The organism is Puia dinghuensis (assembly GCF_014642875.1).
Classification (GTDB): domain Bacteria; phylum Bacteroidota; class Bacteroidia; order Chitinophagales; family Chitinophagaceae; genus Puia; species Puia dinghuensis.
Map to the genome: position 1 here is coordinate 227,661 of NZ_BMJC01000003.1, position 20,292 is coordinate 247,952.

Annotated in this window: 16 protein-coding genes and 1 tRNA gene; 8 read left to right on the top strand and 9 right to left on the bottom strand. The window is 53.0% G+C overall.

What is annotated here, in order from left to right; genetic code table 11:
- The first annotated feature begins 122 nt into the window (after window positions 1-122).
- Window positions 123-2,549 (top strand): ABC transporter permease, encoded by a 2,427-nt coding sequence (locus IEY39_RS14250; protein ID WP_188932657.1) that lies wholly within the window; start codon window positions 123-125, stop codon window positions 2,547-2,549.
- A 46-nt stretch (window positions 2,550-2,595) separates the two neighbouring features.
- Here IEY39_RS14250 and IEY39_RS14255 read toward each other — a convergent pair whose 3' ends face one another.
- The 6 genes from IEY39_RS14255 to atpG all read right to left on the bottom strand — a co-directional run bounded on the left by IEY39_RS14255 (window position 2,596) and on the right by atpG (window position 11,099).
- Entirely contained in the window at window positions 2,596-5,310 is a 2,715-nt protein-coding gene (locus IEY39_RS14255; protein WP_188932659.1) for a DUF8696 domain-containing protein, read from the bottom strand.
- Window positions 5,311-5,677: 367 nt separating this feature from the next.
- Window positions 5,678-6,160, bottom strand: a complete 483-nt coding sequence (locus IEY39_RS14260; protein ID WP_188932661.1) for a DUF4442 domain-containing protein — start codon at window positions 6,158-6,160, stop codon at window positions 5,678-5,680.
- 4 nt (window positions 6,161-6,164) lie between these two features.
- The gene (locus IEY39_RS14265) at window positions 6,165-7,796 is read right to left on the bottom strand and encodes a C1 family peptidase (RefSeq protein ID WP_188932663.1); all 1,632 of its coding nucleotides are present in this window, start codon (window positions 7,794-7,796) and stop codon (window positions 6,165-6,167) included.
- 161 nt (window positions 7,797-7,957) lie between these two features.
- Entirely contained in the window at window positions 7,958-9,178 is a 1,221-nt protein-coding gene (gene lysA, locus IEY39_RS14270; RefSeq protein WP_188932665.1) for a diaminopimelate decarboxylase, read from the bottom strand.
- 12 nt (window positions 9,179-9,190) lie between these two features.
- Window positions 9,191-10,138: an SMC-Scp complex subunit ScpB gene (scpB, locus tag IEY39_RS14275; protein ID WP_188932667.1), complete on the bottom strand. Its 948-nt coding sequence runs from the start codon at window positions 10,136-10,138 to the stop codon at window positions 9,191-9,193.
- Window positions 10,139-10,217: 79 nt separating this feature from the next.
- Window positions 10,218-11,099 carry an ATP synthase F1 subunit gamma gene (atpG, locus tag IEY39_RS14280; protein WP_188932670.1) on the bottom strand — a complete coding sequence of 294 codons (882 nt, stop codon included), beginning with the start codon at window positions 11,097-11,099 and terminating at the stop codon, window positions 10,218-10,220.
- Window positions 11,100-11,219: 120 nt separating this feature from the next.
- Here atpG and surE point away from each other — a divergent pair, with 120 nt between their 5' ends.
- The 3 genes from surE (at window position 11,220) to IEY39_RS14295 (ending at window position 12,828) form a co-directional block, all read left to right on the top strand.
- Window positions 11,220-12,335, top strand: coding sequence for a 5'/3'-nucleotidase SurE (gene surE / locus IEY39_RS14285; protein ID WP_229688910.1), 1,116 nt, complete (start codon window positions 11,220-11,222; stop codon window positions 12,333-12,335).
- Window positions 12,332-12,628, top strand: coding sequence for a hypothetical protein (locus IEY39_RS14290; RefSeq protein WP_188932675.1), 297 nt, complete (start codon window positions 12,332-12,334; stop codon window positions 12,626-12,628). Before surE ends, IEY39_RS14290 begins: the two co-directional genes overlap by 4 nt.
- A 129-nt stretch (window positions 12,629-12,757) precedes the next feature.
- Window positions 12,758-12,828, top strand: a tRNA-Gln gene (locus tag IEY39_RS14295).
- A gap of 155 nt (window positions 12,829-12,983) precedes the next feature.
- Here the strand turns inward: IEY39_RS14295 and IEY39_RS14300 are convergent.
- Complete coding sequence (locus tag IEY39_RS14300) at window positions 12,984-16,274, bottom strand: T9SS type B sorting domain-containing protein (protein ID WP_188932677.1); 3,291 nt, start codon at window positions 16,272-16,274, stop codon at window positions 12,984-12,986.
- 63 nt (window positions 16,275-16,337) lie between these two features.
- Window positions 16,338-17,597 (bottom strand): ATP-binding protein, encoded by a 1,260-nt coding sequence (locus tag IEY39_RS14305; RefSeq protein ID WP_188932679.1) that lies wholly within the window; start codon window positions 17,595-17,597, stop codon window positions 16,338-16,340.
- 200 nt (window positions 17,598-17,797) lie between these two features.
- Here IEY39_RS14305 and IEY39_RS14310 point away from each other — a divergent pair, with 200 nt between their 5' ends.
- The 4 genes from IEY39_RS14310 (at window position 17,798) to IEY39_RS14325 (ending at window position 19,454) form a co-directional block, all read left to right on the top strand.
- Window positions 17,798-18,250 (top strand): hypothetical protein, encoded by a 453-nt coding sequence (locus IEY39_RS14310; RefSeq protein WP_188932681.1) that lies wholly within the window; start codon window positions 17,798-17,800, stop codon window positions 18,248-18,250.
- 68 nt (window positions 18,251-18,318) lie between these two features.
- Window positions 18,319-18,567: a LytTR family DNA-binding domain-containing protein gene (locus tag IEY39_RS14315; protein ID WP_188932683.1), complete on the top strand. Its 249-nt coding sequence runs from the start codon at window positions 18,319-18,321 to the stop codon at window positions 18,565-18,567.
- A gap of 2 nt (window positions 18,568-18,569) precedes the next feature.
- Entirely contained in the window at window positions 18,570-19,052 is a 483-nt protein-coding gene (locus IEY39_RS14320; protein WP_188932685.1) for a GNAT family N-acetyltransferase, read from the top strand.
- Between the two features lie 108 nt (window positions 19,053-19,160).
- The gene (locus IEY39_RS14325; protein ID WP_188932687.1) at window positions 19,161-19,454 is read left to right on the top strand and encodes an NIPSNAP family protein; all 294 of its coding nucleotides are present in this window, start codon (window positions 19,161-19,163) and stop codon (window positions 19,452-19,454) included.
- 90 nt (window positions 19,455-19,544) lie between these two features.
- On the opposite strand, the gene IEY39_RS14330 is transcribed toward IEY39_RS14325, so the two are convergent.
- On the bottom strand, window positions 19,545-20,282 hold the full coding sequence (locus IEY39_RS14330) for a hypothetical protein (RefSeq protein ID WP_188932689.1): 738 nt from the start codon (window positions 20,280-20,282) through the stop codon (window positions 19,545-19,547).
- Window positions 20,283-20,292 lie beyond the last annotated feature (10 nt).

Below are 20,292 nucleotides of genomic sequence, written 5' to 3' on the forward strand. Positions count from 1 at the left end.
CCTCTCTTTTTCTCCGTACAGTGCCTGTATCGAAACAGAACACCCGCTCCCGGTCATATTTGAATAAGATATTACATATCAATTATTTGCATTAGCGGCACACTCTTGGCCGTCTGTTTGGCATGCTTAAAAATTATTTCCTCATCGCCCTCCGCCAGTTGCGGAAGGAGCGGATGTATGCCGCTGTGAAGATCGGCGGCTTTGCCCTCAGCATTGCCGCCTGTCTGCTGATCACCCTGTATATTCTCGATGAGTTGAGCTATGATACCTCCTGGGCAGCCGCCGGCCGGCTCTACCGGCTGACGAGCGAGTTCAGGCTGGATGGGAGGGTCGAAACAAACGCCGACTGGTCCGCCCCCATGGCTGCCGCCCTGAAGGATAATTTCCCCGAGATAGAGGCGGTGGGACGCCTGATGCCCCACGATCTCGCGGGCGTAACCGAAAGCAATGAGATACGCCGCACCGACCGGCAGGAGAACACCTATGCCGAACATTTCACTTTTGCCGATCAATCCATCCTGGACATGCTGCAGGTGTCCATGGTTTATGGCGACCGGGCTCACGCCCTTACCGGGCCTATGACGATGGTAATCACTAAAAAGCAGGCGGATAAGTTCTTCCCGGGCGAGAATCCCGTCGGTAAGACCATGATCCTGAACAACGACCCCAAGAAAACCTATACCGTCACCGGTGTCATAAACGACTTACCCGCCAATTCGCATATCCGGTATGATTTCTTTCTCACGCTGAAAGAATATGCCTTCTGGCCCGGCGAGCAACAGTATTGGGGAGCCAGCAACTACTACACCTATATGCTGCTGAAACCAGGCGCCAGCGCAGCGAAACTGCAAGCCCACCTGCCGCTGATCATTACCAAATATTATATACCCTTCTTGAAACAAGCGGGAGATAAATTAGCCGACCTGATGGAAGAGCATGCCAGACTTTTTGTCCAGCCGATATCCCGGATTCATCTCTCTACGCTGGATGACGAACTGCCGCATGGGGACATCCGCTTTGTATGGCTTTTCGCCGCCGTCGCCTGTTTTATCCTGCTCATAGCCGGTATCAATTTCATTAACCTTTCTACCGCCAAATCCGCCAACCGCGCCAAGGAGGTCGGCCTGCGTAAAGTGGTGGGCTCTCTCCGCAGCAGTCTCATCCAACAATTCCTGATGGAATCGATGGTCTTCAGCTTCCTCTCCATTGCCCTGGGCGTACTGCTGGCCTGGTTGATCCTGCCCTGGTTCAATACCCTTACCGCCAAGTCGCTAACGATCCCCTGGGAAGCCTGGTGGCTCTTACCCGCCATCCTCATCGCCGCTGTGGTCATCGGGATCCTGGCCGGCATCTACCCTGCCCTATACCTCTCCGCCTTTAAGCCCATCGAAGTATTGAAAGGCCGGCTCAGCAGGGGGACCAAAAGCGCTTTCTTACGCAATGGCCTGGTGGTCTTCCAGTTTACGACCTCCATTATCCTGATCATCGGCACCCTGGTGATCTATGGTCAAATGCATTTTATCCTCAACCGTGAGCCCGGCTTTGATAAAGATCAGGTGGTGGTGATCCGTGGCACCGGGGCGCTGACGAACGACCAGGTAAGAACTTTCCGTAACGAGCTGGCCGGCCTGCCCCAGGTGAGCAGCGCCTCTGTCAGCGATTACCTGCCCGTGTGGGGAACCAGGCGGGATGGGAATGACTTCTACCTCGCTGGCCGTAACAAAATCGATCTCGGCATCAATGCACAGTTCTGGACCGTGGATGACAGTTACCTCAAGACCCTGGGCATGCACCTGGTGGCCGGAAGGAACTTCAACAGCAATCTGCTGGCCGATAGCCAGAACGTCATCATCAACCAGGCCCTGGCTTCCCAGCTGCACCTGAAAGAGCCTTTGGGCAAAAAGATCACCAACGGCTGGGCTGATCTCACGATCATCGGTGTCATACAGGACTTCAACTATGAATCCATGCGGGACAATATCAGGGGCCTCGTTATGCGACCTGGCTACAGCTCGTCCATCGTATCGGCAAAGCTCCATACAAAGGACACCAAAGGGGCGCTCTCCGCTATCGATAAGGTGTGGAGGAAGTTCGCACCGGCTCAGCCTATCCGCTATACTTTTCTCGATGAGAACTTCGCCGCTATGTATGCCGATGTACAAAGAACCGGGGGCATCTTCACCAGCTTTGCCCTGCTGGCCATCGTCATCGCCTGTCTGGGCCTCTTCGCCCTTTCCGCCTTCATGGCCGAACAACGGTATAAGGAGATCGGTATCCGCAAGGTTCTCGGCGCCAGCGTCGCCAGCATCACCTCCCTGCTGTCCAAAGACTTTATTCTCCTTGTGCTCCTCGCCTTTCTCATTGCCTCTCCCATCGCCTGGTGGGGTATGAATAAATGGCTGCAGGACTTTGCCTATCGGATACATATATCTGCCTGGGTCTTCGTGGCCACCGCCCTGATCTCGATGCTGATTGCCTTGTTCACGATCAGTTTCCAGTCCATCAAGGCCGCTATGACCAACCCGGTAAAAAGCTTAAAATCGGAATAACAAAGGGCCGCCTCAAAATAGGCGGCCCCTTTTTGCACGTGTCGTTTTACTTTTTCACGAGAGTAAGGACTTTATTGAAGCCATCATCACTGGTGAGCCGAACGAAATACAGTCCGCGAGACACCCGGCTGAGGTCGAGCGGGAGGGTGTTCGAACCTTTTGGCAGATGGACCGAGAAATGCGACAGGACATGTCCGGAGAGATCGCTGATGCTGTATTGGAGATCAGTTTCGCGGCCCAGGGTTACGTGGAGATTCGAGGCACCGGTCTCCGTGACGGAGGGGGCGAGTGTGGCCTGGTCTGCCGCGGCGGCATCCGTCAGCACAACGACCTTGCTGTAGGTGATAGTCCCGTCGGCGTCGGTGAGCTGCAGCCGGTAGCTGTTATTGGCATTGGGATGCATATCGACAAAGCTATAGGATGATCCGCCCAGCCCTGCAGGCACCGTGGCGATATTGTCGAAATTGCTGCCATCCCCTGAACGCTGGACGATAAAGTTTCGGGCTTCAAAATCCGCGGGCGTTGACCAGGTGAGGCCTGCCGTGCCGTTCTCGAGCCAATGGCCGGTGAAGGATAGCAGCTTCACGGGCAGAACGACCAAGGTACTGGTGGCTACGCTGAATTGCGACACCGTGGAGAAGGGACCTTCTTCCATCCAATAGGGGTTGCTGCCGGAAGCCGAGAAGTTCATGCCTTCTTCCACTGCATATGTTCCGTTGCCGCGGATGATGGATGCAGAAGCGGGATTGAAGGAGGAAGGTTGGTCGGAGGCGTTCCATTGAAACGCAACATAGATACCGCTGGCGCCCGGATTGGCGGCGGATATGAACCAGGTGTGGGCGACAGTGGCATTGAGCGGACCACCCGGCATAGGCTGATCGTTGACAGCGACGGTAAAATCATTGGTGGCCCCGGGGTTGTAGATCTCAGCCGGGGCATACGAAGCCGGGGTCGGGCCGACAGGGATCACAAAGAAGCCGGTGTTGGTACCGAGTTGGCGGATCTTGAGTCCGCCGAGCCCGGTGTTGCCGGCGCCGCTGTTACCGTTGCCGGTGACGACCCAGCTGGTGGCGGCTGTCGGCATTCCTACGATGCCGGTGATGGAGTTGTTTCCTCCGGCATACATCGTAAGCAGATTGTTTCCCGTCACGAGGGTGGCGGTACCGCCAAGGTTGAGGGTGCCCACGATGCCGGTGTTGGTCTGCAGTATCTTGGTGCCGCTGCCGCCGATGGTGAGGTTGCCGTGGTCGGCGGGCAGTACGTTCTGGCTGCCTGCTGCTGTATAGGCCACTGTCCCGACGATGCTGAAGGGCCCCAGCATCGAAGTGCTGCCACCGCTGATGGTGAGGACGGCGCCGCTCTGGACGTTAAGCGCCGTTGAATAGGCTGTTCCGGTGGTTGAGCTAATAGTCGGCTGGAAAGGCGCCGTAGGCGAGGGCGGGATGACCACATTGGTCGTCTGTACGGGTACGCCACCGCACCAGTTGGCGGCTTGTTCCCAGGCAGTGCTGGTGCCACCCAACCAGACGCCGGAAGACTTGACGTGCAGGGTCACCGTGTTGGAGGTGAGCTGGGGGCCGCAGGCGCCGGTCACCAACACCTGGTAATGATAGCCATCCATAGTGGTAGTGACGGAGGCGTCGGTGAGGGTAGACGAACTGGTGCCGACATTGGTCCAGACGCTGGGGCTGGTGCCGTTATCCGTCTGCCATTGATAGGCGAACGGCGTGCTGCCGGTTGCGGTGATATGGAAGGTGGCATTCGTTCCGGCGCAAGCGGTTGCGTCGACCGGCTGGACGCCAACGGAAGCATTTGTTTTTAATGCCAGGGGAGCGAAGGTGGAGGCAGAGCTGCAGGTGAGGCCATGCTGGGTCTCCGACCTGATCACATGATAGCGGGCCACCGCCGCCGCCGTAGCCCCGGTGATGGACAGTGCGTCGGTGGTGGAGCCAGTGTACAGCGATCCATCAGTGGTATTCGTCCAGGTGGCGCCGTTGTTGGTGCTATACTGCCACTGATAGGTCAGAGTGGTGCTATCCACTATACTGAAAGTAGCATTCGCCCCCGGGCAGATATTGGCGCTGACGGGTGAAATGGAAACCAGGGGGGTAGGCGTGCCGACTATATATAAGATATCGACGCCGGTGCTGGTGGCAGTGCAGCCGCTGGTCGGATCGGTGACGATGAACCGGTATTGATTCCCATTCAGAGATAAGGCGACGTTCCAGGTGAGGGTATAGGTAGTGGTGCCGGTGTAGACGGCGCCGTCAGTGATGTTATTCCAGGAAGAACCATTGTCGGTACTCGCCTGCCATTGATAGTTGAGGCTGGCATTTGAAGCAAGGGCCGACCCGGTGGGCTGGGAAGAACATTGAACGATGGACTGACTCGAGGTCTGCGCAACGGGAGTGGCGTTGACCGTCAATATCCCGGCAGAAGAAGAGGTACTCCCGAGTCCGTTGGTAACGGTGCAGCGGTAGTCAGACCCTGTCAAAGAAGCCGGGGTGTTCGAGATAGTCAGGGTGGCGGTTGTCGCGCCACTGTAAGTGGCGTTGTTTGTTATCGCTGTCCAGGTAGCGCCGTTTGTGGTGCTGACCTGCCACTGATAGGTCAGTGGGGCGGCTCCTGCTGCCGTGACGGTGAAGGTGGCTGTAGTACCGGAACATACGGTTTGACTTGACGGTGATGTCGAGGAGACCGTAGGTTGCGAGAAGGCCACGATCGATGTCATACAAAGGAGGAGGCAAATTATGGTTTTCATATAATACGGAACTGGGGTTATAAGATAAAGGCTCGGGTTAAATGTAGCCTGTTTTTTCGGCGTTTCGAATAGGCGTATGGTATAGGTAGCGGCGTGGTGGCATGCGTTGGGCGGCAGCAGCTAAAAATGCAGCGGACATGCAGGGTGAGGGACGCGGGCTATGGGTACAATCGTATATATGTAATAGCTACAGTTATCAGACGCTATTATGGGATCGGGCTGCAATCGGTTGAAATGATATTTTTCCAGTAAGAGGAAATGCGCAAAATGCGTTGAATCCGGCCGGAGGTGTTATTTGACGGCTGACTACATACTTTTATTTAGGCGATAAGGAAAAGCCTTTATGATAGTGTCTAAATAGTTCGTGTCAGTTGCTTTTTGCCTTGACTTTAAACGACCAGGTGATGAAAAATTCTGCTATGGCGTCGCCATTGCGGGCAGTGCCGGCCGATCGGGCCTTGATCGTAGTGGCTTCGCCCGTGGTGATCGCCTGTTCTATCGCGGCTTGTATCGCGGGGCCATCTGTGCAGACAAAACGGGTGAGGCCGGTGGCCTTTTTGAAGTAGGCGGCTTCGGTGTGGACGACGAGCATGGAGACGGGTGGATTGCGTTTGTAGCAATGAGCCATGGCGAGGATGCCGGTGCTCATCTCGGCCGCCATGCTGAGGCAGGCGAAGTAGGTAGAGCGGAAGGGGTTGCGGGTGAACCAGCGGTAGGGAACGGTAACGGCGCACTGGGTGTCGCCGGCTTCAGCTACGCGAAGCCCGGAGAAGTAGGCACTGGGCAGGTTAGCGAGTAGGAATAATCTTACTTTCAGGGGGTTGCGGATGAGGTCGAGGAAGGGAGTCATGGCTTTAGTGTTTGGTTATTTCGACGACAGTAGCGACGATGCTGTTGGGGTTGTCGCCGCTGATGGTGAATTGCATGTTTCCTTTTGCGGAGCTTTTGAAGTCGACGTTACGGATTAGCCTGTCCGATAGGGCAGCGTTGAGGCGGCTGCCATAGTCCTGGCCGGGATTGCGGCTGAGCTCGTTGTTGATGGCGTACCAGTCGAGGGGCTGCTTGCTGACGACGACGGCCATCTGGTCTTTTGTTCCAATGCTGTCGGGCATCATGCTCTTGCCTTTTGGAAAGAGCCGGTAGCCGGTGATACCGCAGAAGGGAGAGAATTTTGTTTTTTGCGGATTGTTGTGGTCCGGATAGGGAAAGAGGGTGTAGCTGGTGCCGTCGGTTTCCTTACCAAAAACATAGACATAGCATTCGGTGGTGTTCTTGACCTCCATTTTAAACCGGGTGCCCATTTTTACGGGGGAGACAGTCTCAAAGACGTTGTCTTTCTTCACTTGCAAGGGGATGTAGTCGCCGGGAATAGTTTTGTTGCCTTCATAGTGCACCTGTACGAGGCCGATCTCGCAGGAGAAGGGTTCTTGTGCGGCGGCGCCGGTGCGGGCCATGGGTTCGATGCCATAGGCCTCTCGGACGAAATGCCGGAAATCGGGATAGCGTACCCAGGCGAAGCCGTTGTTGCCCCATTCCGGTCCCCAGCTGTTCATGATGAGGAAGGCGCCGCCATATTTGCGATCGTCATAGGCGACGACGCATTGGGCGTGACCGCCAAAGCCGAGCATGCTTCTGTCCTCGGCGGTGGGCTGCCAGAGATCTTTGCCCATCATATCCTGCATATATGATCCGCCGACCTGCATGCCGATGACGACGGGTGCACCCTGGGAGATATTCTCTTTGATAGCGTGCAGGTCGAGGACGTTGTTGCGATCACCGGGGGTGAGGCGGTTGAAGCCACGCATCTTGTATTGTCTGGCTTCTTCGAGCAGCTGCTGGTCGGGTTGTTTGGAGCAGTCCTGGTCGTTGTAGGGGAATTCATTGTAGGGAACGGAGCCCGAGCGGGTCATGAATTCCATGGCGCGTTCGATATAGCTGCCATCGCAGTTTTGGAGGCCGATCTGGTTGTACAAGAACGAGGGGCTGAAGCGGAGACTGTTGGGGTCGGAGCCCGTGCGGGCGGCTTCGGCTATCGTTCGGGCAGCGTAAGCACTGGACCAGGCGACGCAGCTTCCCTGATGGCCCTGATTGCCAACAGAGGGAGCGTATTTTTGCAGATTGGCTGCTTCGGGCAACGGGTCTTTTGTGGAGTCGAGGGACTCGTAGATATTGGCCTTTTCGAATTGTTTTGGATCGAGATAGCCGCCGGTGGAAAGCTGCTGGAGATTGCTGCTGCTGCTGCCGCCGCCACCGCCGAGGCCGCCGATGTGACAGCCGCGACCGAAGAAGAAGTAGCCGCCAACGATGATGAGGAGCAAAAGGATCAGGCCGCGGCCGCGGAAGAGGCCAAGCAAGAGCAAGAGTACGCCGATGATGCCGCCATCCCCTCCCCCGCCAGGGTCGAAACCGCCGCCTCCGCCACCGGAGTCGTCACCGCTGTTTTCCTGGGGATCATTGGGGTCGTCGACCATACGGATGGGAGGCATAGGTAGTGTTTTTTGGTTGGGATAAATGTAGGAAGAATTCGCGGCTTGCGTTAGGGACAGGAGTGGAAAGCCCGGAGTTCGAGTCGTAAGGCGAGGGCGAGGACTTGCAATGGATGGCCCGACCCGGCGCTTCGCATTGGTTTGCGGCGCCGGGGAACGCCCTAGAGTTCGATCTGATTGCGCAGCAGGTCTTCGAATTTGTCGCGGCGGCGGATGAGGTGGGCCTGGCCGTCTTTTACGAGGACTTCGGCGGGCTTATAGCGCGAATTGAAGTTAGAGGACATTTCGAATCCATAGGCGCCGGCGTTGTAGAAGACGAGATAATCGCCTTCGCGCACTTCGTTGATCATGCGGTGCCAGGCGAAGGTGTCGGTCTCGCAGATGTTGCCGACGACGGAATAGCGCTTTGGTATCCCCGTTGGGTTGCTGATGTTCTCGATACGATGATAGGCGTCGTAGAACATGGGACGGATGAGGTGGTTGAAGCCGCTGTCGACGCTGACGAATGTAGCCGCGTCGGTCTCCTTCATGACGTTGACCTTTGTGACAAAGTAGCCGCATTCGCTGACAAGAAATTTGCCGGGCTCGAACCACACCTGAAGGGGGCGGCCGCCTGGATTGGGGTGATTGGCGAAAGCTGTCTGAACCTTTTGTGCGAGTTCGGTGATGTTGGTCTCTCCGTCGCCGTCCTTATATGGAACTTTGAAACCGCCGCCGAGGTCGATGAATTGAAGCTCCTTGAATTTCGGGATTAGATCGAACAGTATCTCGATACCTTGGACAAAGACGTCGACATCCTTGATCTCGCTGCCGGTGTGGATGTGGAGATCGGCGATGCGGAGATGGTAACGGTCGACGAGGTCGAGTATCTTGTCCACCTGGTCGACGGGGATGCCGAACTTGCTTTTGTCATGACCGGTGCTGATCTTGAGATTGCCGCCGGCCATGATGTTGGGGCGGAGGCGGACACCGACGGGATAGGTATGGCCATATTTCTTCCCGAACTTCTCCAGGTTGCTGAGGCTGTCGATGTTGACGATAACGCCGAGGGACACGGCCTCTTCTATCTCGTCAAAGCCGATGCCGTTGGAGGTGTACAGTACGCGTTCGGGCGGGAAACCGGCATGGAGGGCGAGCCTTACTTCGTTGATGGAGCTGCAGTCGACGTTGGCGCCGAGGCTGTGGACGTATTTTAGGATATTGATATTCGTGAGGGCCTTGCAGGCGTAGAAGAAAACGGTATTGCTGTCGCGGAAGGCCGTCGTGAGTTTTGCATATTGCTCGCGGATCTTTTCGGCGTGATAGACGTACAGGGGAGTTCCGAATTGCTGGCCGAGGGTGATGAGATATTCCGGGGTGAGTTGAGATTGCTGCTGGGACATGTCTTGGGTCGTTTAAGGATGGGCGTCGCCGGCTTCTTCTTCGTCGTCGGCTTGCTCGTCAGACTCGCCGGATTCGGAGGTTATGTGGGAACCGGAGGCCTGGTCGCGGGGGGAGTCGGAGCTGAGGTCGGTGGGGTCGCCTTCGTCGGCCTGTTCGTCGGATTCTTCCAATTGCGTTTGTCCGGTTGATTCGGGAGCGAGGTCTTCGTCGGCGTCGGAATAGGGCGGGATGGGTTCACCATCCAGGAGTTCGCCGTGTTCGGAGACGAGGAGGGAAGCATCGCTTTCGCCTGTTTGGTGCTCTCCTTCGCTTTGGGCGGCGCCGGGGTTGGCAGCTTCGCCTTCTGCGCTTTCACCTTCGACCGAAGCTTCGCCGCCATGAGGTCCGATGATCGTAGGTTCGACAAGGGTCTCCGCGAACACCTCCTTGAGTTTGGGGAGATCGGCAGGGGAGTTGATGCCGAAATAATCCATGAAGGTTTTGCTCGTGGAATAGACCAGGGGCTTGCCCGGCATATTTTCGTTGCGGCCCGAGATGACAATGAGTTCTTTTTCCAGCAGTTTCTGAATGCTATAATCGCTGCTGACGCCCCGGATGGCTTCGATCTCGCCTTTTGTGATCGGTTGTTTGTAAGCAATGATGGCGAGGGTTTCGAGAGCGGCTGAGCTAAGGCGCTTCAGGAATTTCTCGCCGTTGAGCTGGGCTACGGTCTTATGATAATCCTTTTTGGTGAGGAACTGCCAGCCGCCGCCGCTTTCGCGGACTTCGAAGGGATAGAATTCGGATGCATATTTCTCGATGATGCCGTCGATGGAGGTCTGGATCTGTTCGAGGGTAAGCTTCTCTTCCATAAAGCCAAAAGCGTTGTTGATCAGCTCCGTGATCTCCATGGAGGTGAGCGGCTTGTCGCTGGCGAAGATGAGGGCTTCGATATGCGGGATGATGTTTCCGATTTCCATATGCTAAGTTTTCGGCCTTCGGCCTTTGGTCAGGGGTGGGGCAGCGGCGGCCTCCTTATCGGATGCCGTGACCTGTTGCTTATCCCTGGAGTGCAGCGGCGCCGCTGACGATCTCGGTGAGTTCGGTCGTGATGGCGGCCTGACGTGCACGGTTGTAAGACAGCCGAAGTGCCTTGAGCAGTTCGTTGGCGTTGTCGCTGGCCTTGTCCATGGCGGTCATACGGGCGCCGTGTTCTGAAGCCCAGGCGTCGAGTACGGCCTTGTACAGCTGGGTGTTGAGTATCTTCGGCATCAGCTCGGTGATGAGTTCGGCTTTGCCGGGTTCGAAAATGAAATCTACGTTGTTGGTACCGGGCTTCTTCTCCACCTTGGGGATGGGGAGGAATTGTTCGAGAACGAAGTTCTGGGTGGCCGCGTTGCGGAATTGGCTGTAGACGATCTCGACGGCATCGAATTCCCCTTTTTCAAAGGCCTTGACGGCGGCCTGGGCTGCTGCCTGGACGTGTTCGAAGGTTAAGTTAAGGAAGATATCCTTGTAGGTGTCGGAGACGTTGAAGTTGTTCTTGGCAAAATGCTCGTACCCCTTCTTGCCGATGCCCCAGATGGTGAGGTTGCCTTTGGATGCCTGGGTGGCGTATTTCTCACGAATGGCGGTCTTGGCAAGCTTGATGATGTTGGAGTTGTAGGCTCCGGCCAGGCCACGGTCGCTGGTTATGACGATGAGCAGTACTTTCTCGACTGGACGCTGGACGGCGAGGTCCATACCCAGTTCGCCTTCGGAATTGCTGACGATGTTGCTGAGCAATTCCTGCAGTTTCTGAGCATAGGGGCGCATTTGGAGGATGGAATCCTGGGCGCGGCGGAGCTTGGCAGCGCTGACCATTTTCATGGCCTTCGTGATCTGCTGCGTGTTTTGGATGGATTTGATCCGATTGCGTACCTCTTTTAGTTGTCCTGCCATAGTCGGGAAATCAATTTAAAATGGGTGCAAAAATAGCGCAAACAGGCGAGAAATCCCGATGATGGGGGGAAAACGGGGGAAAATTCCGAAATAATGCTGATTTTTGCTCTTCTAAGACTTATGGAAAAAAAGAATATCAATAAGAAGGGCGGCGGGACAAGGACAGCGGCCGGTGCCAATGGAAAGACGGCGGCTACGAAAAAGCCCGGTAAGACGGGGGCAACAGGGATTATCAAGAAAACAGATACCACAGCCAGACCGCGAAGGACAGGAAAGACAGGCCCTACGGGGATCATCCGGGAGACGACGGGGAAGATCGGGTTGAGCGAGGATGGCCTTGGTAAGGGTGTCGCGATCTCGAAAGTGGAGACAGCCGGGAAGAAGGTCGACGGGAAAGAGAGAGTTGCTGCAAAAGGATTGAAAAATCCTAAAGCTGCTGGCAACGGAACACATGGGAAAGGCGGCAAACGGCTGCCCGTCATCCTGGTAACGAACGACGACGGCATCAGCGCCCCCGGTATCCGCAACCTGGTGGAGGCGGTGAGAGGCCTGGGCAAGATAGTAGTCGTAGCTCCGGACAAGCCCCAGTCGGGGATGGGTCATGCCATTACCATCGGGAACCCATTGCGGCTGCAACCGATGCACCATGTTTTCGAAGGCGTGGAGGCATGGTCGTGCAGCGGGACGCCGGTGGATTGCGTGAAGCTGGCCGTGGACAAGGTCTTACGGCGGAAGCCAGATCTGTGCCTCAGCGGTATCAACCATGGCGCCAACCATAGTATCAACGTGATCTATTCCGGGACGATGTCGGCAGCGGTGGAAGCTTCTATTGAAAGCATCCCTGCCGTGGGCTTTTCGCTGCTGGATTATAGTGTGGAAGCTGATTTCGGTCCGGCGCGGAAATATGTGCGGATGATCGTCGAGGAGGTGTTGGCCAATCCCTTGGATAAACACTTGATTCTCAACGTGAATTTCCCAGCGGTGCCGGATAACCTGATCAAGGGGATCAAGATCTGCCGGCAGGCCTATGCGAAGTATGAGGAAGATTTTGTCGAGCGGAACGACCCGAATTCGAGAAAATATTATTGGTTAACGGGCAAATTTGTAAATTTTGACCGGGGAAGGGATACGGATGTATGGGCCTTGGAGCACAATTATGTGAGCGTGGTGCCCGTACAATTTGACATGACGAATTACGTTCTTAAGAGCAAACTCGAAAAAACGTGGAAATCGTGATATTTAAAAAAGACAACCTTCGGTTGGGCCTTGTGCTGGGTTTGATAGCACCCATTCTTAGCCTTGTCATCTACTACTTTGTCCAATTCTATCCTCTTTATACGATCAGGGAATTTTTCGGGTTTATCCAGACGAATAAGTCGCAGGTTACGGCTATTTCGGTGCCTTGTCTGGTATTGAATATCGCTTTGTTTACGATCTATATAAATACGCATCGGGATAAGACGGCGAAGGGAGTGTTTGCGGCGACCTTGATCTATGCGATTCTGGCGATGTTGTTTAAGTTTATATGATGGGGACGCCGGGCGCGGGCGTTTTTGGCATAAGTTGCTGATCCGGAGGGCTCCCGATTTCACAGTAAATTCTTTTGGACGGTTTTTCCTCAAAGCTTATTTTTGCACTCCTTTTTACCAAGGACGGATTGCCCGATAGTATAAAGGTAGTACGACAGATTTTGGTTCTGTTTGTCTTGGTTCGAATCCAGGTCGGGCAACAACGAACCCCGAAGCTTCGCTTCGGGGTTTTGTTTTTTCGGTACCGGGGCGAACTTGTTCGCCAAAGCGGACGAAGAAACAAAACCCGCACGGCGCCAGCCGGGCGTGGTTCGTTGGGTTCGAATCCAGCTCCGGCAACGAAAGCCTCTCGCGATTATCGGACAAGGATAAGGGTTCCGCGGCGGGATTCGGTGTGGCCGAGGATATCGGTATAGTGGATCGTCCAGACATAGATGCCTGTGGTGGCGGGGCGGCCGTCGCGGCTACCGTCCCAGCCAGTATAAGGGTCGGCGGTTTCGAAGACTGCCTGGCCCCAGCGGTCGAAGATGGTCATCGAGAAGATTTTGACCAGCTGGGGATTTTTTACGCGGAACACATCATTATGTCCGTCTCCGTTGGGGGTAAAGGCATTCGGGACGATGAGGTCCTGTGTTGTTAGCACCTTTATGTTCACGGTAACGACGGCGCTTGAGCAGTCGCCCTTTCTTAAAACCACATACAGTGTAGTATCGGCCTCCAGTGGAGCAGTGACAAAATCGCCGGTTGCGTTTGTCTGCGCGGATGCGGGCTGACCCGGCGACCCTGGTGATGAACCGGCGCCGCCGCCATCGGGGTTGATAGCGTAAAGATCGTATGTTCCGGATTGGCGGGCTTTGTTGGTAAGGGTTGCGGGCTGACCCTTCGGGATGACGATATCGTCATACACAGGAGCATTCAGCTGCGCCGATATGTCGCCGACATTCACTGTCGGGCCAGTGGTTGAGCAATCGTTCTGATCCTGCACCACCAGATAATAACTACCCTGCCCTACCGATATAAGGTCCTTTGTCGTAGCAACGGACACCCCTGTGGCCTGATGCCAGGCGAACGTAAATGAAGGCGTGCCCTTGACGGTAATCCCGGTGATTGAGCCGATATCCTGCGAACAGGTATCGGGAATAACGATAGCTGCCGACACATCGATCGTGGGCGCGGGGTCGTCGATGACCTGGAAAGTCCTTACCTTTTGTTGGCAGCCGGTGGCATCGGTAGCTTGCAGATCATAGCTGCCTGCGGCAAGATTGGCAATGGATGTCCCGTTGCCAATGATCTGACCTGTGGCATCGTCGATCCAGACAAAGCTGAAGCCGGCCTCAGTGGGACTAATGTCCTGCACCTGGATCGAGGCATTTTTTCTTTCGCATGATTCGTCGGTCTTGGCGACATTGCCGGCGGTGAGCTGGATGTCGCCGCCAGTATTTGTAATGGCGATTGCTGGCGTCGTGATCGCGGGGCAGGAGCCCTGATCTTTAAATACCAACTGGTAACTCCCCGCGGGGACACCTTGCAATTCGAGTGAGGTACCGACTGTCTTGCCAGAGGCATCGATCCAGGTATAGTTTGCCTGACCTGTGACATTGTTAGTCAGGATATTTGAAATGCCCCCCGTGGACTTCCGGCAGGTAGTACCGGTCAACACAGCCTGGCTGATATCCACGGTAGGACCTGACTGATTGATGAGCTGATAAAAGCTGGTCTGGTCGCTGCAACCTGTGACGGCATCCGTGACTACTAACTTATATTTTCCCGGTCCGGCGTTGGTAAGGTTTTGTGCCGTAGATACCGTTTGACCCTGATCATTGATCCACGCAAATTGAAGGTTCGAGTATTCGGAAACGGTGATACCGATGATGGATCCATTGAATTGCCCGCAACCGGGTTGGGTGACGACGGCACCGGCGGCCTGGATATGCGGGGTAACATCCGACAGGGAGATCGAATAGCCGATAGCTTTTATACAAGTTCCGCCGTGCACGCCAAAGAGCAGGTACTCGCCCGACCCGGCATTGGTCAGATTGATGGAATGGGAGACCGTGGCACCCGTCGTGAGATCTACCCAATAAAAACTCTCGGCGCCGTCGGATGTGATCCCGGTGATCGAACCGTTGGCGTTCCCGCAGGATGGCTCTATGATCTTCATGCTACTGGTAAAGAAACGGGGCGCTGAGAAGTCACCGGTGCGGCCGGAGGCATCTGTCGCAGTGGCTATTACGGTCCCATTAACGGGCCCGCTATAGATCCAGTTGCCGCTGGCGTCGGACTGTGTCTTACCGATGTATATCTTTCCTTCGCAGGCGGTACATTCGTCATCATAATAGAGATCGATACGGCAGTTGGCTGTCGCGATACCCGAAACGACATTGGGGGTGGGCTGACTCACCTGCACAAACGGAACGACATAGGGTTCGTCGACGTACTGCGACATGGTGGTGGATCCGTATTGGGAATTACATTCATAAATATTCTTCCAGCTGGTGATAGGGCCAACATTGCCGGAGTGTACGCTATACCCGGGATGCTGGCCGAACAAGAACTGGTTGGCATCAGCAGGATTGTCGCCACCAATGATACCTCCCGAACATTGGTCGATCAAGAGCTTGGTATCACCTATATTCAGAAAGTCAGGAGCGATCCCGAATACGTTGCGTTTAATGCTGAAGTTTACGGACAGATTGTCGATATATACTCTCTCGGGGATATCATTGTCCAACAGCTGTAGAGAATAGTCCTGCGTTGTTTTGGTATCGCCTATATCAATATACTGCGTAAAGCCATCATATCCCCTCACCAGGGTCGTTTTATCAAATCCTCTGGCAAAATGGTTGTTTTGAATAAGAAGGGGGCCATTGCCGGTGGTAGCGGTCGAGCCCATCCAGAGTCCCGCCTGTCCGGTGAGTACATTACCGGCGATCTGAGAGGGCCCGCCGATAGTAAGATTCGCTACATTGAGCAAATGCATGGCAGCGTCCATCTGGATAATATAGGTGTCCACATCCTGCGTGGCAGATGGGTACAGTCCGCATCCGATATAGTTGCTCTGGATTGTAATATCGTGGGTAAGGCTGGTGTTGTCTGCTGACCAGATGCCCACAGCCTCGCCATTGAGGACGTTGCCCTTGCCGGGCGCGCCGATAATAATATTGGAGGAGTTAGCGATGTCTACACCATAGAGCGTATGTGTCCGGAATTTAGTAGCTGAAAACAGCGCGTCCTGCCAGTCGCCGTAGTAGAGATACAGTCCATATATCTGTACGGAGGTACAGTTATACACCTTTAGCATCGAGAAAGTAGTGGCATAGGTCATCATGCGGACAAAAATGCGTGCGTCGGTGACGTAGAAAGGCATTCCGGGCTGTGTCGTTCCATCGATGACAAGGTTAGAGCTTAGGACGGGTAGCTCGGTGAGTAAGTCGATTGTCCTGCCTGTGATACTTTGATCGGCCAGGTTAAAATAGATATAGTCGGTAGTGGTGGTGCCGTTGGCGGCGGCCTGTGTGAGGGCATCGCGGAGCGTTCCCGTGCCATTATCGGCATTGGAGGTAACGTAAAAGGTGGCCGGCAATGCGGGTATTATGAATGCAATCAGGCACAGAATAGTTAGCAGGGTGCGTTTGGTCAAGGGCATGTAAGGGATAATTCCCCCCAAAATAAGTGTTTTCCAGCACTACTCCTAGCAGGGCTTGGGTAATTACCAAAGCACAGAAAATGGTACAGCCCACAGATTGTTACCGAATGGTGCGACATCTTTTCCGGAATAAAGTACTACACCACCAATAAAATCCTTCCCGGCCAATTCCTGAAACACTTTGATGCCTTTAAAGTCGTCCATGTTAACAGTTTCTGCCCTTTTAACCTCGATGGCCAAAACAGAACCGTCGGGCCTTTCCAATATAAAATCCACTTCTTTACCGTCACTGGTACGGAAGTGGTATAGCTCAGCCTTTACATCGCTATTGCTCAACTGCTTTAAAAGCTCCGTCGCTACAAAATTCTCTACCAGGTTTCCAAAAAGCCCCGGCTGCTTCGAGGCGACATCGTCAATATCATAATCGAGCAGATGACAGGCGAGATTTGTGTCAACCAAATATCCCTTTGCAGCTTTGACCAACCGTTTTCCCACATTCCTATGCCAGGGCTTGACATCAAGGGTCAGGAACATCAGCTTCAGGATTCCCCGATATGACTTCCCCGTAACGGAGCTTAGTCCAACTTCCCTCGCAATATCCGAATCATTCATTAGGCCACCTACACGCGTCGCAAGTACACTTAACAGCTGGGGCAATAAAGAAATCTTTTCCAGCTCAGATATCTGGCGGACATCTCTTTGCAAAATCGACGTAATATAACCATCAAACCATATCCGACGCTCGGCTATGCTGGCTTCTACAATTTCTGGAAATGTGCCTTTCTTAATGGCATTCAACAGGGTGAGCCCTCGGTTATTAATATTTTTGAAATCCAATCGCAATAAGCGTTCTATCCCGCCAGGAATATTATGGGTCGCTTCCGCCGCAGTAAACGGATATAACGTAAGAATCGCCATTCTACCAACCAACGGATCCGCCAACCTCGGCAACGCGAGGATATTCGCGGAGCCCGTCAGTAGGTACTTGCCATTTGCGGATGCTACACCTGAAATCCTTGCTTCATCTACCACAATTTTCAAAACTCTGAAAAGCTCCGGGGCCAGCTGGACTTCATCTATAATTACCGGACTTCCTTGATAGCCGGTCAGGAATGCCTCAGGCGCGGATGAGGCCGACGTCAGCAAGACGGGTCTGTCGAGTGAAACATATGTCGCCGGTTCATTATTGGAAGAAACTTCTTTCGCGATGGTTTGCACCAGGGTGCTCTTTCCCGTTTGTCTGGCGCCATTCAAAAAGACAATAGGACTGACTTTAAGCGCTTCTTTAATGCGGGCTGTAATATGGCGGTCTAAATACTTCAAATTCCTATTTTTGCAAATTTAAAGAGATTCTTTTAAATTTTTAAAGTCATAATATAAATTTGCAACAAATAGTACAATCTACCTATAAATTTACAAAATAGTTTATATTTAGAAAAAATATCGTTAATAATCAATCAGTTATCCGCAATCCATTAATCCACCTTATTTGTTCCCCGCCGTAGGATTGGGTAAATTCGGGCATGCGCTCCTACAAAGGCTACGTCAAAGACCAACCCGGCTTCAGACTGCTATACGAGAATTACGTAATGTCGTTAGGTCACTTATATGAGGAAGCCTATTGCTACAATAAATTGACAAAGGAGGAGATCGGCATCTGGCAATTTCAACATGACCCCACCTGCGGTGTAGTCAGCAAGAACAATGATTGGTGCCTGGTTGGCGGGGAGATTCTTATTCTGAGGACGTTTTTTGATCGAACAGTCAGGCCAATTGGAGACCTGCAAGATATCCATGAGATTAGACTTATAGATGAGAATACCGCTCAAATTCTTATTGACCCCTGGTCTGAAAATGCCGCGGTCTGGCAATTAGATTTAGTTATGAACCGAGCGGCGCCGGCCTTCAGCCTTTGGAAGATTAAAGATTTCAAAGATTATCCCGACAAGCCCTATGCAGAAAATGTCAATTGGTAAAAATATTCCAGTCAATTATTTATGAGAATTAGCCTCTGCCTTCCGATTGTTTGTATTTTTCTCCTTTCGTGCTGGAATGTCCCCAACAACAATGTCCTCCCTGCCGGGATGACTCGCTGGAAGAGCTGGAGGCTTCGCTGAATCCGGATTATTTTTTTCGGATAAATCGTAAGTACCTGGCCCATATCAACACCCTGGAAAAGATCCTTACCCTTACTAATGGCAAGATCAGGGTCGAGCTCAAAAATTGCAAGGATGAGGACGTCTTCATTAGCCAGTCCCGCATCGCCGCCTTCAAAGAATGGCTCAAACATTGAATATGATCATCCCAAGCACAAAAGAAAATTTTACCCAGATCTATGAGATCATCAATGACGCCGCATCGGCTTATAAGGGCATAATTCCTGAAGACAGGTGGCATGAGCCCTATATGTCCAAAACAGAATTACAAGGTCAAATCGATGATGGCGTTACATTTTGGTGCTACGTGGAAAACGACGTGATCATTGGCGTAATGGGCCTTCAGGACAAAGGCGATGTTACGTTAATACGCCATGCCTATGTGCGGACTACCGCAAGAAATAAGGGTATCGGAGGAAAATTACTACAACACCTAAGCACTTTGACGTCAAAACCCATTCTGATAGGCACATGGGCAGACGCGACCTGGGCAATTGAGTTCTATAAAAAGCACGGGTTTCGGGTGGTTTCATTCGAGGAAAAAGAGCGACTGCTAAGGAAATATTGGTCGATCCCCAAACGCCAGATTGAAACCTCTGTCGTCCTGTCCAGTGAGGTTTAAAATCAAATCTTCGATCGGGTTCGACATTCGTCGATTCGGGGCAGCAACTTACCCCGAAGCTTCACTATGAAAGAAAGATCAAGTAATTTTAGGTAAAACATCATAACCATGATACAAGTCCACGAGATCTTCGTTTGCAAACCCGGAAATGCATCGAAACTTGCCAAGAAATTCAAGGAAGCAATGACCGGGTCCGGCGAGCCGGTGACTATACTCACCGACATGACGGGACAATATAACCGGGTGATAATGGTATCTCAATACGAGAACCTCAGCGCCTATGAAAAGAATTGGGAAAAATACAAGGCAGACACCGAAGCGATGAAGAAAATGGAAGCGGCTATGGCGGGGTATCAGGATATGTACCTCACCGGATCACGCGAGATTTACCAAATCTGGTAATTTTCTTCATGGTTCGAAATTCATTCGGGTCGGGCAACGAAGGCCCCGCACAACGTGCGGGGGTTTTTGCATTTCAGCAGCAGGGGAAGATCAGAACTTGATCTCTAGTTTCTGAGAGACAAGTTTGTCATCTTTATAGTACTCCAAAAGCCACTCGCCATTCTTTTTAAAGACAACGCCGTTGAAAGCGTCGGCTTCGGCTAAAAAATAATCCTGCATTGAGGTTTTAAGCAGGGTTAATACTTTTTTCGGAGTGGTATCGATCAATTGATATCCATTAGGGATCACCTGGGCGTATAATGTTCCGCTTATTTGAGCAACAGCAGGCTTATCGGATGCCGGCGCGGGCGATGAATTTGCAGGTGTTGCGGTAAGTTGTTGGGGTTGTGGCGATAGCGTGCTATCATATTTGTAGGGCACACTATTTAGCGAGGCGAAGGCATATCGCAGCGCCTGGTCGTATGCTACATTAAATTCCTTTTCCCTGCTTTTACCTTCTTTACTTTTGAAGATAATATTGCCGAAGCAATCCTTCAACATTATCGTAAGGTTCGTAGTAAAAAACGCTTTTCTCTCATCCACCTCAGCCAGAAGTGCTGCGCACCTGTTGGCAACTACTGCCGGCGGCAAATCCCCATTGCTCCAAAAAACAGTAAACCCCTTTTGTTCAAGCAGTGATTTCGTTTCAGAATTCAATCCGTATTCATCTTCAGCCTTGAAAAAATCGAACCGTCGCGGCACGAGTACATACTTGTAAGCGTTGATGTTGTTTTGTGACTGGCCGGCCAGACTAAGTAACGTAAAAATAAACAATACGCATGTTTTCATATAATGTCTT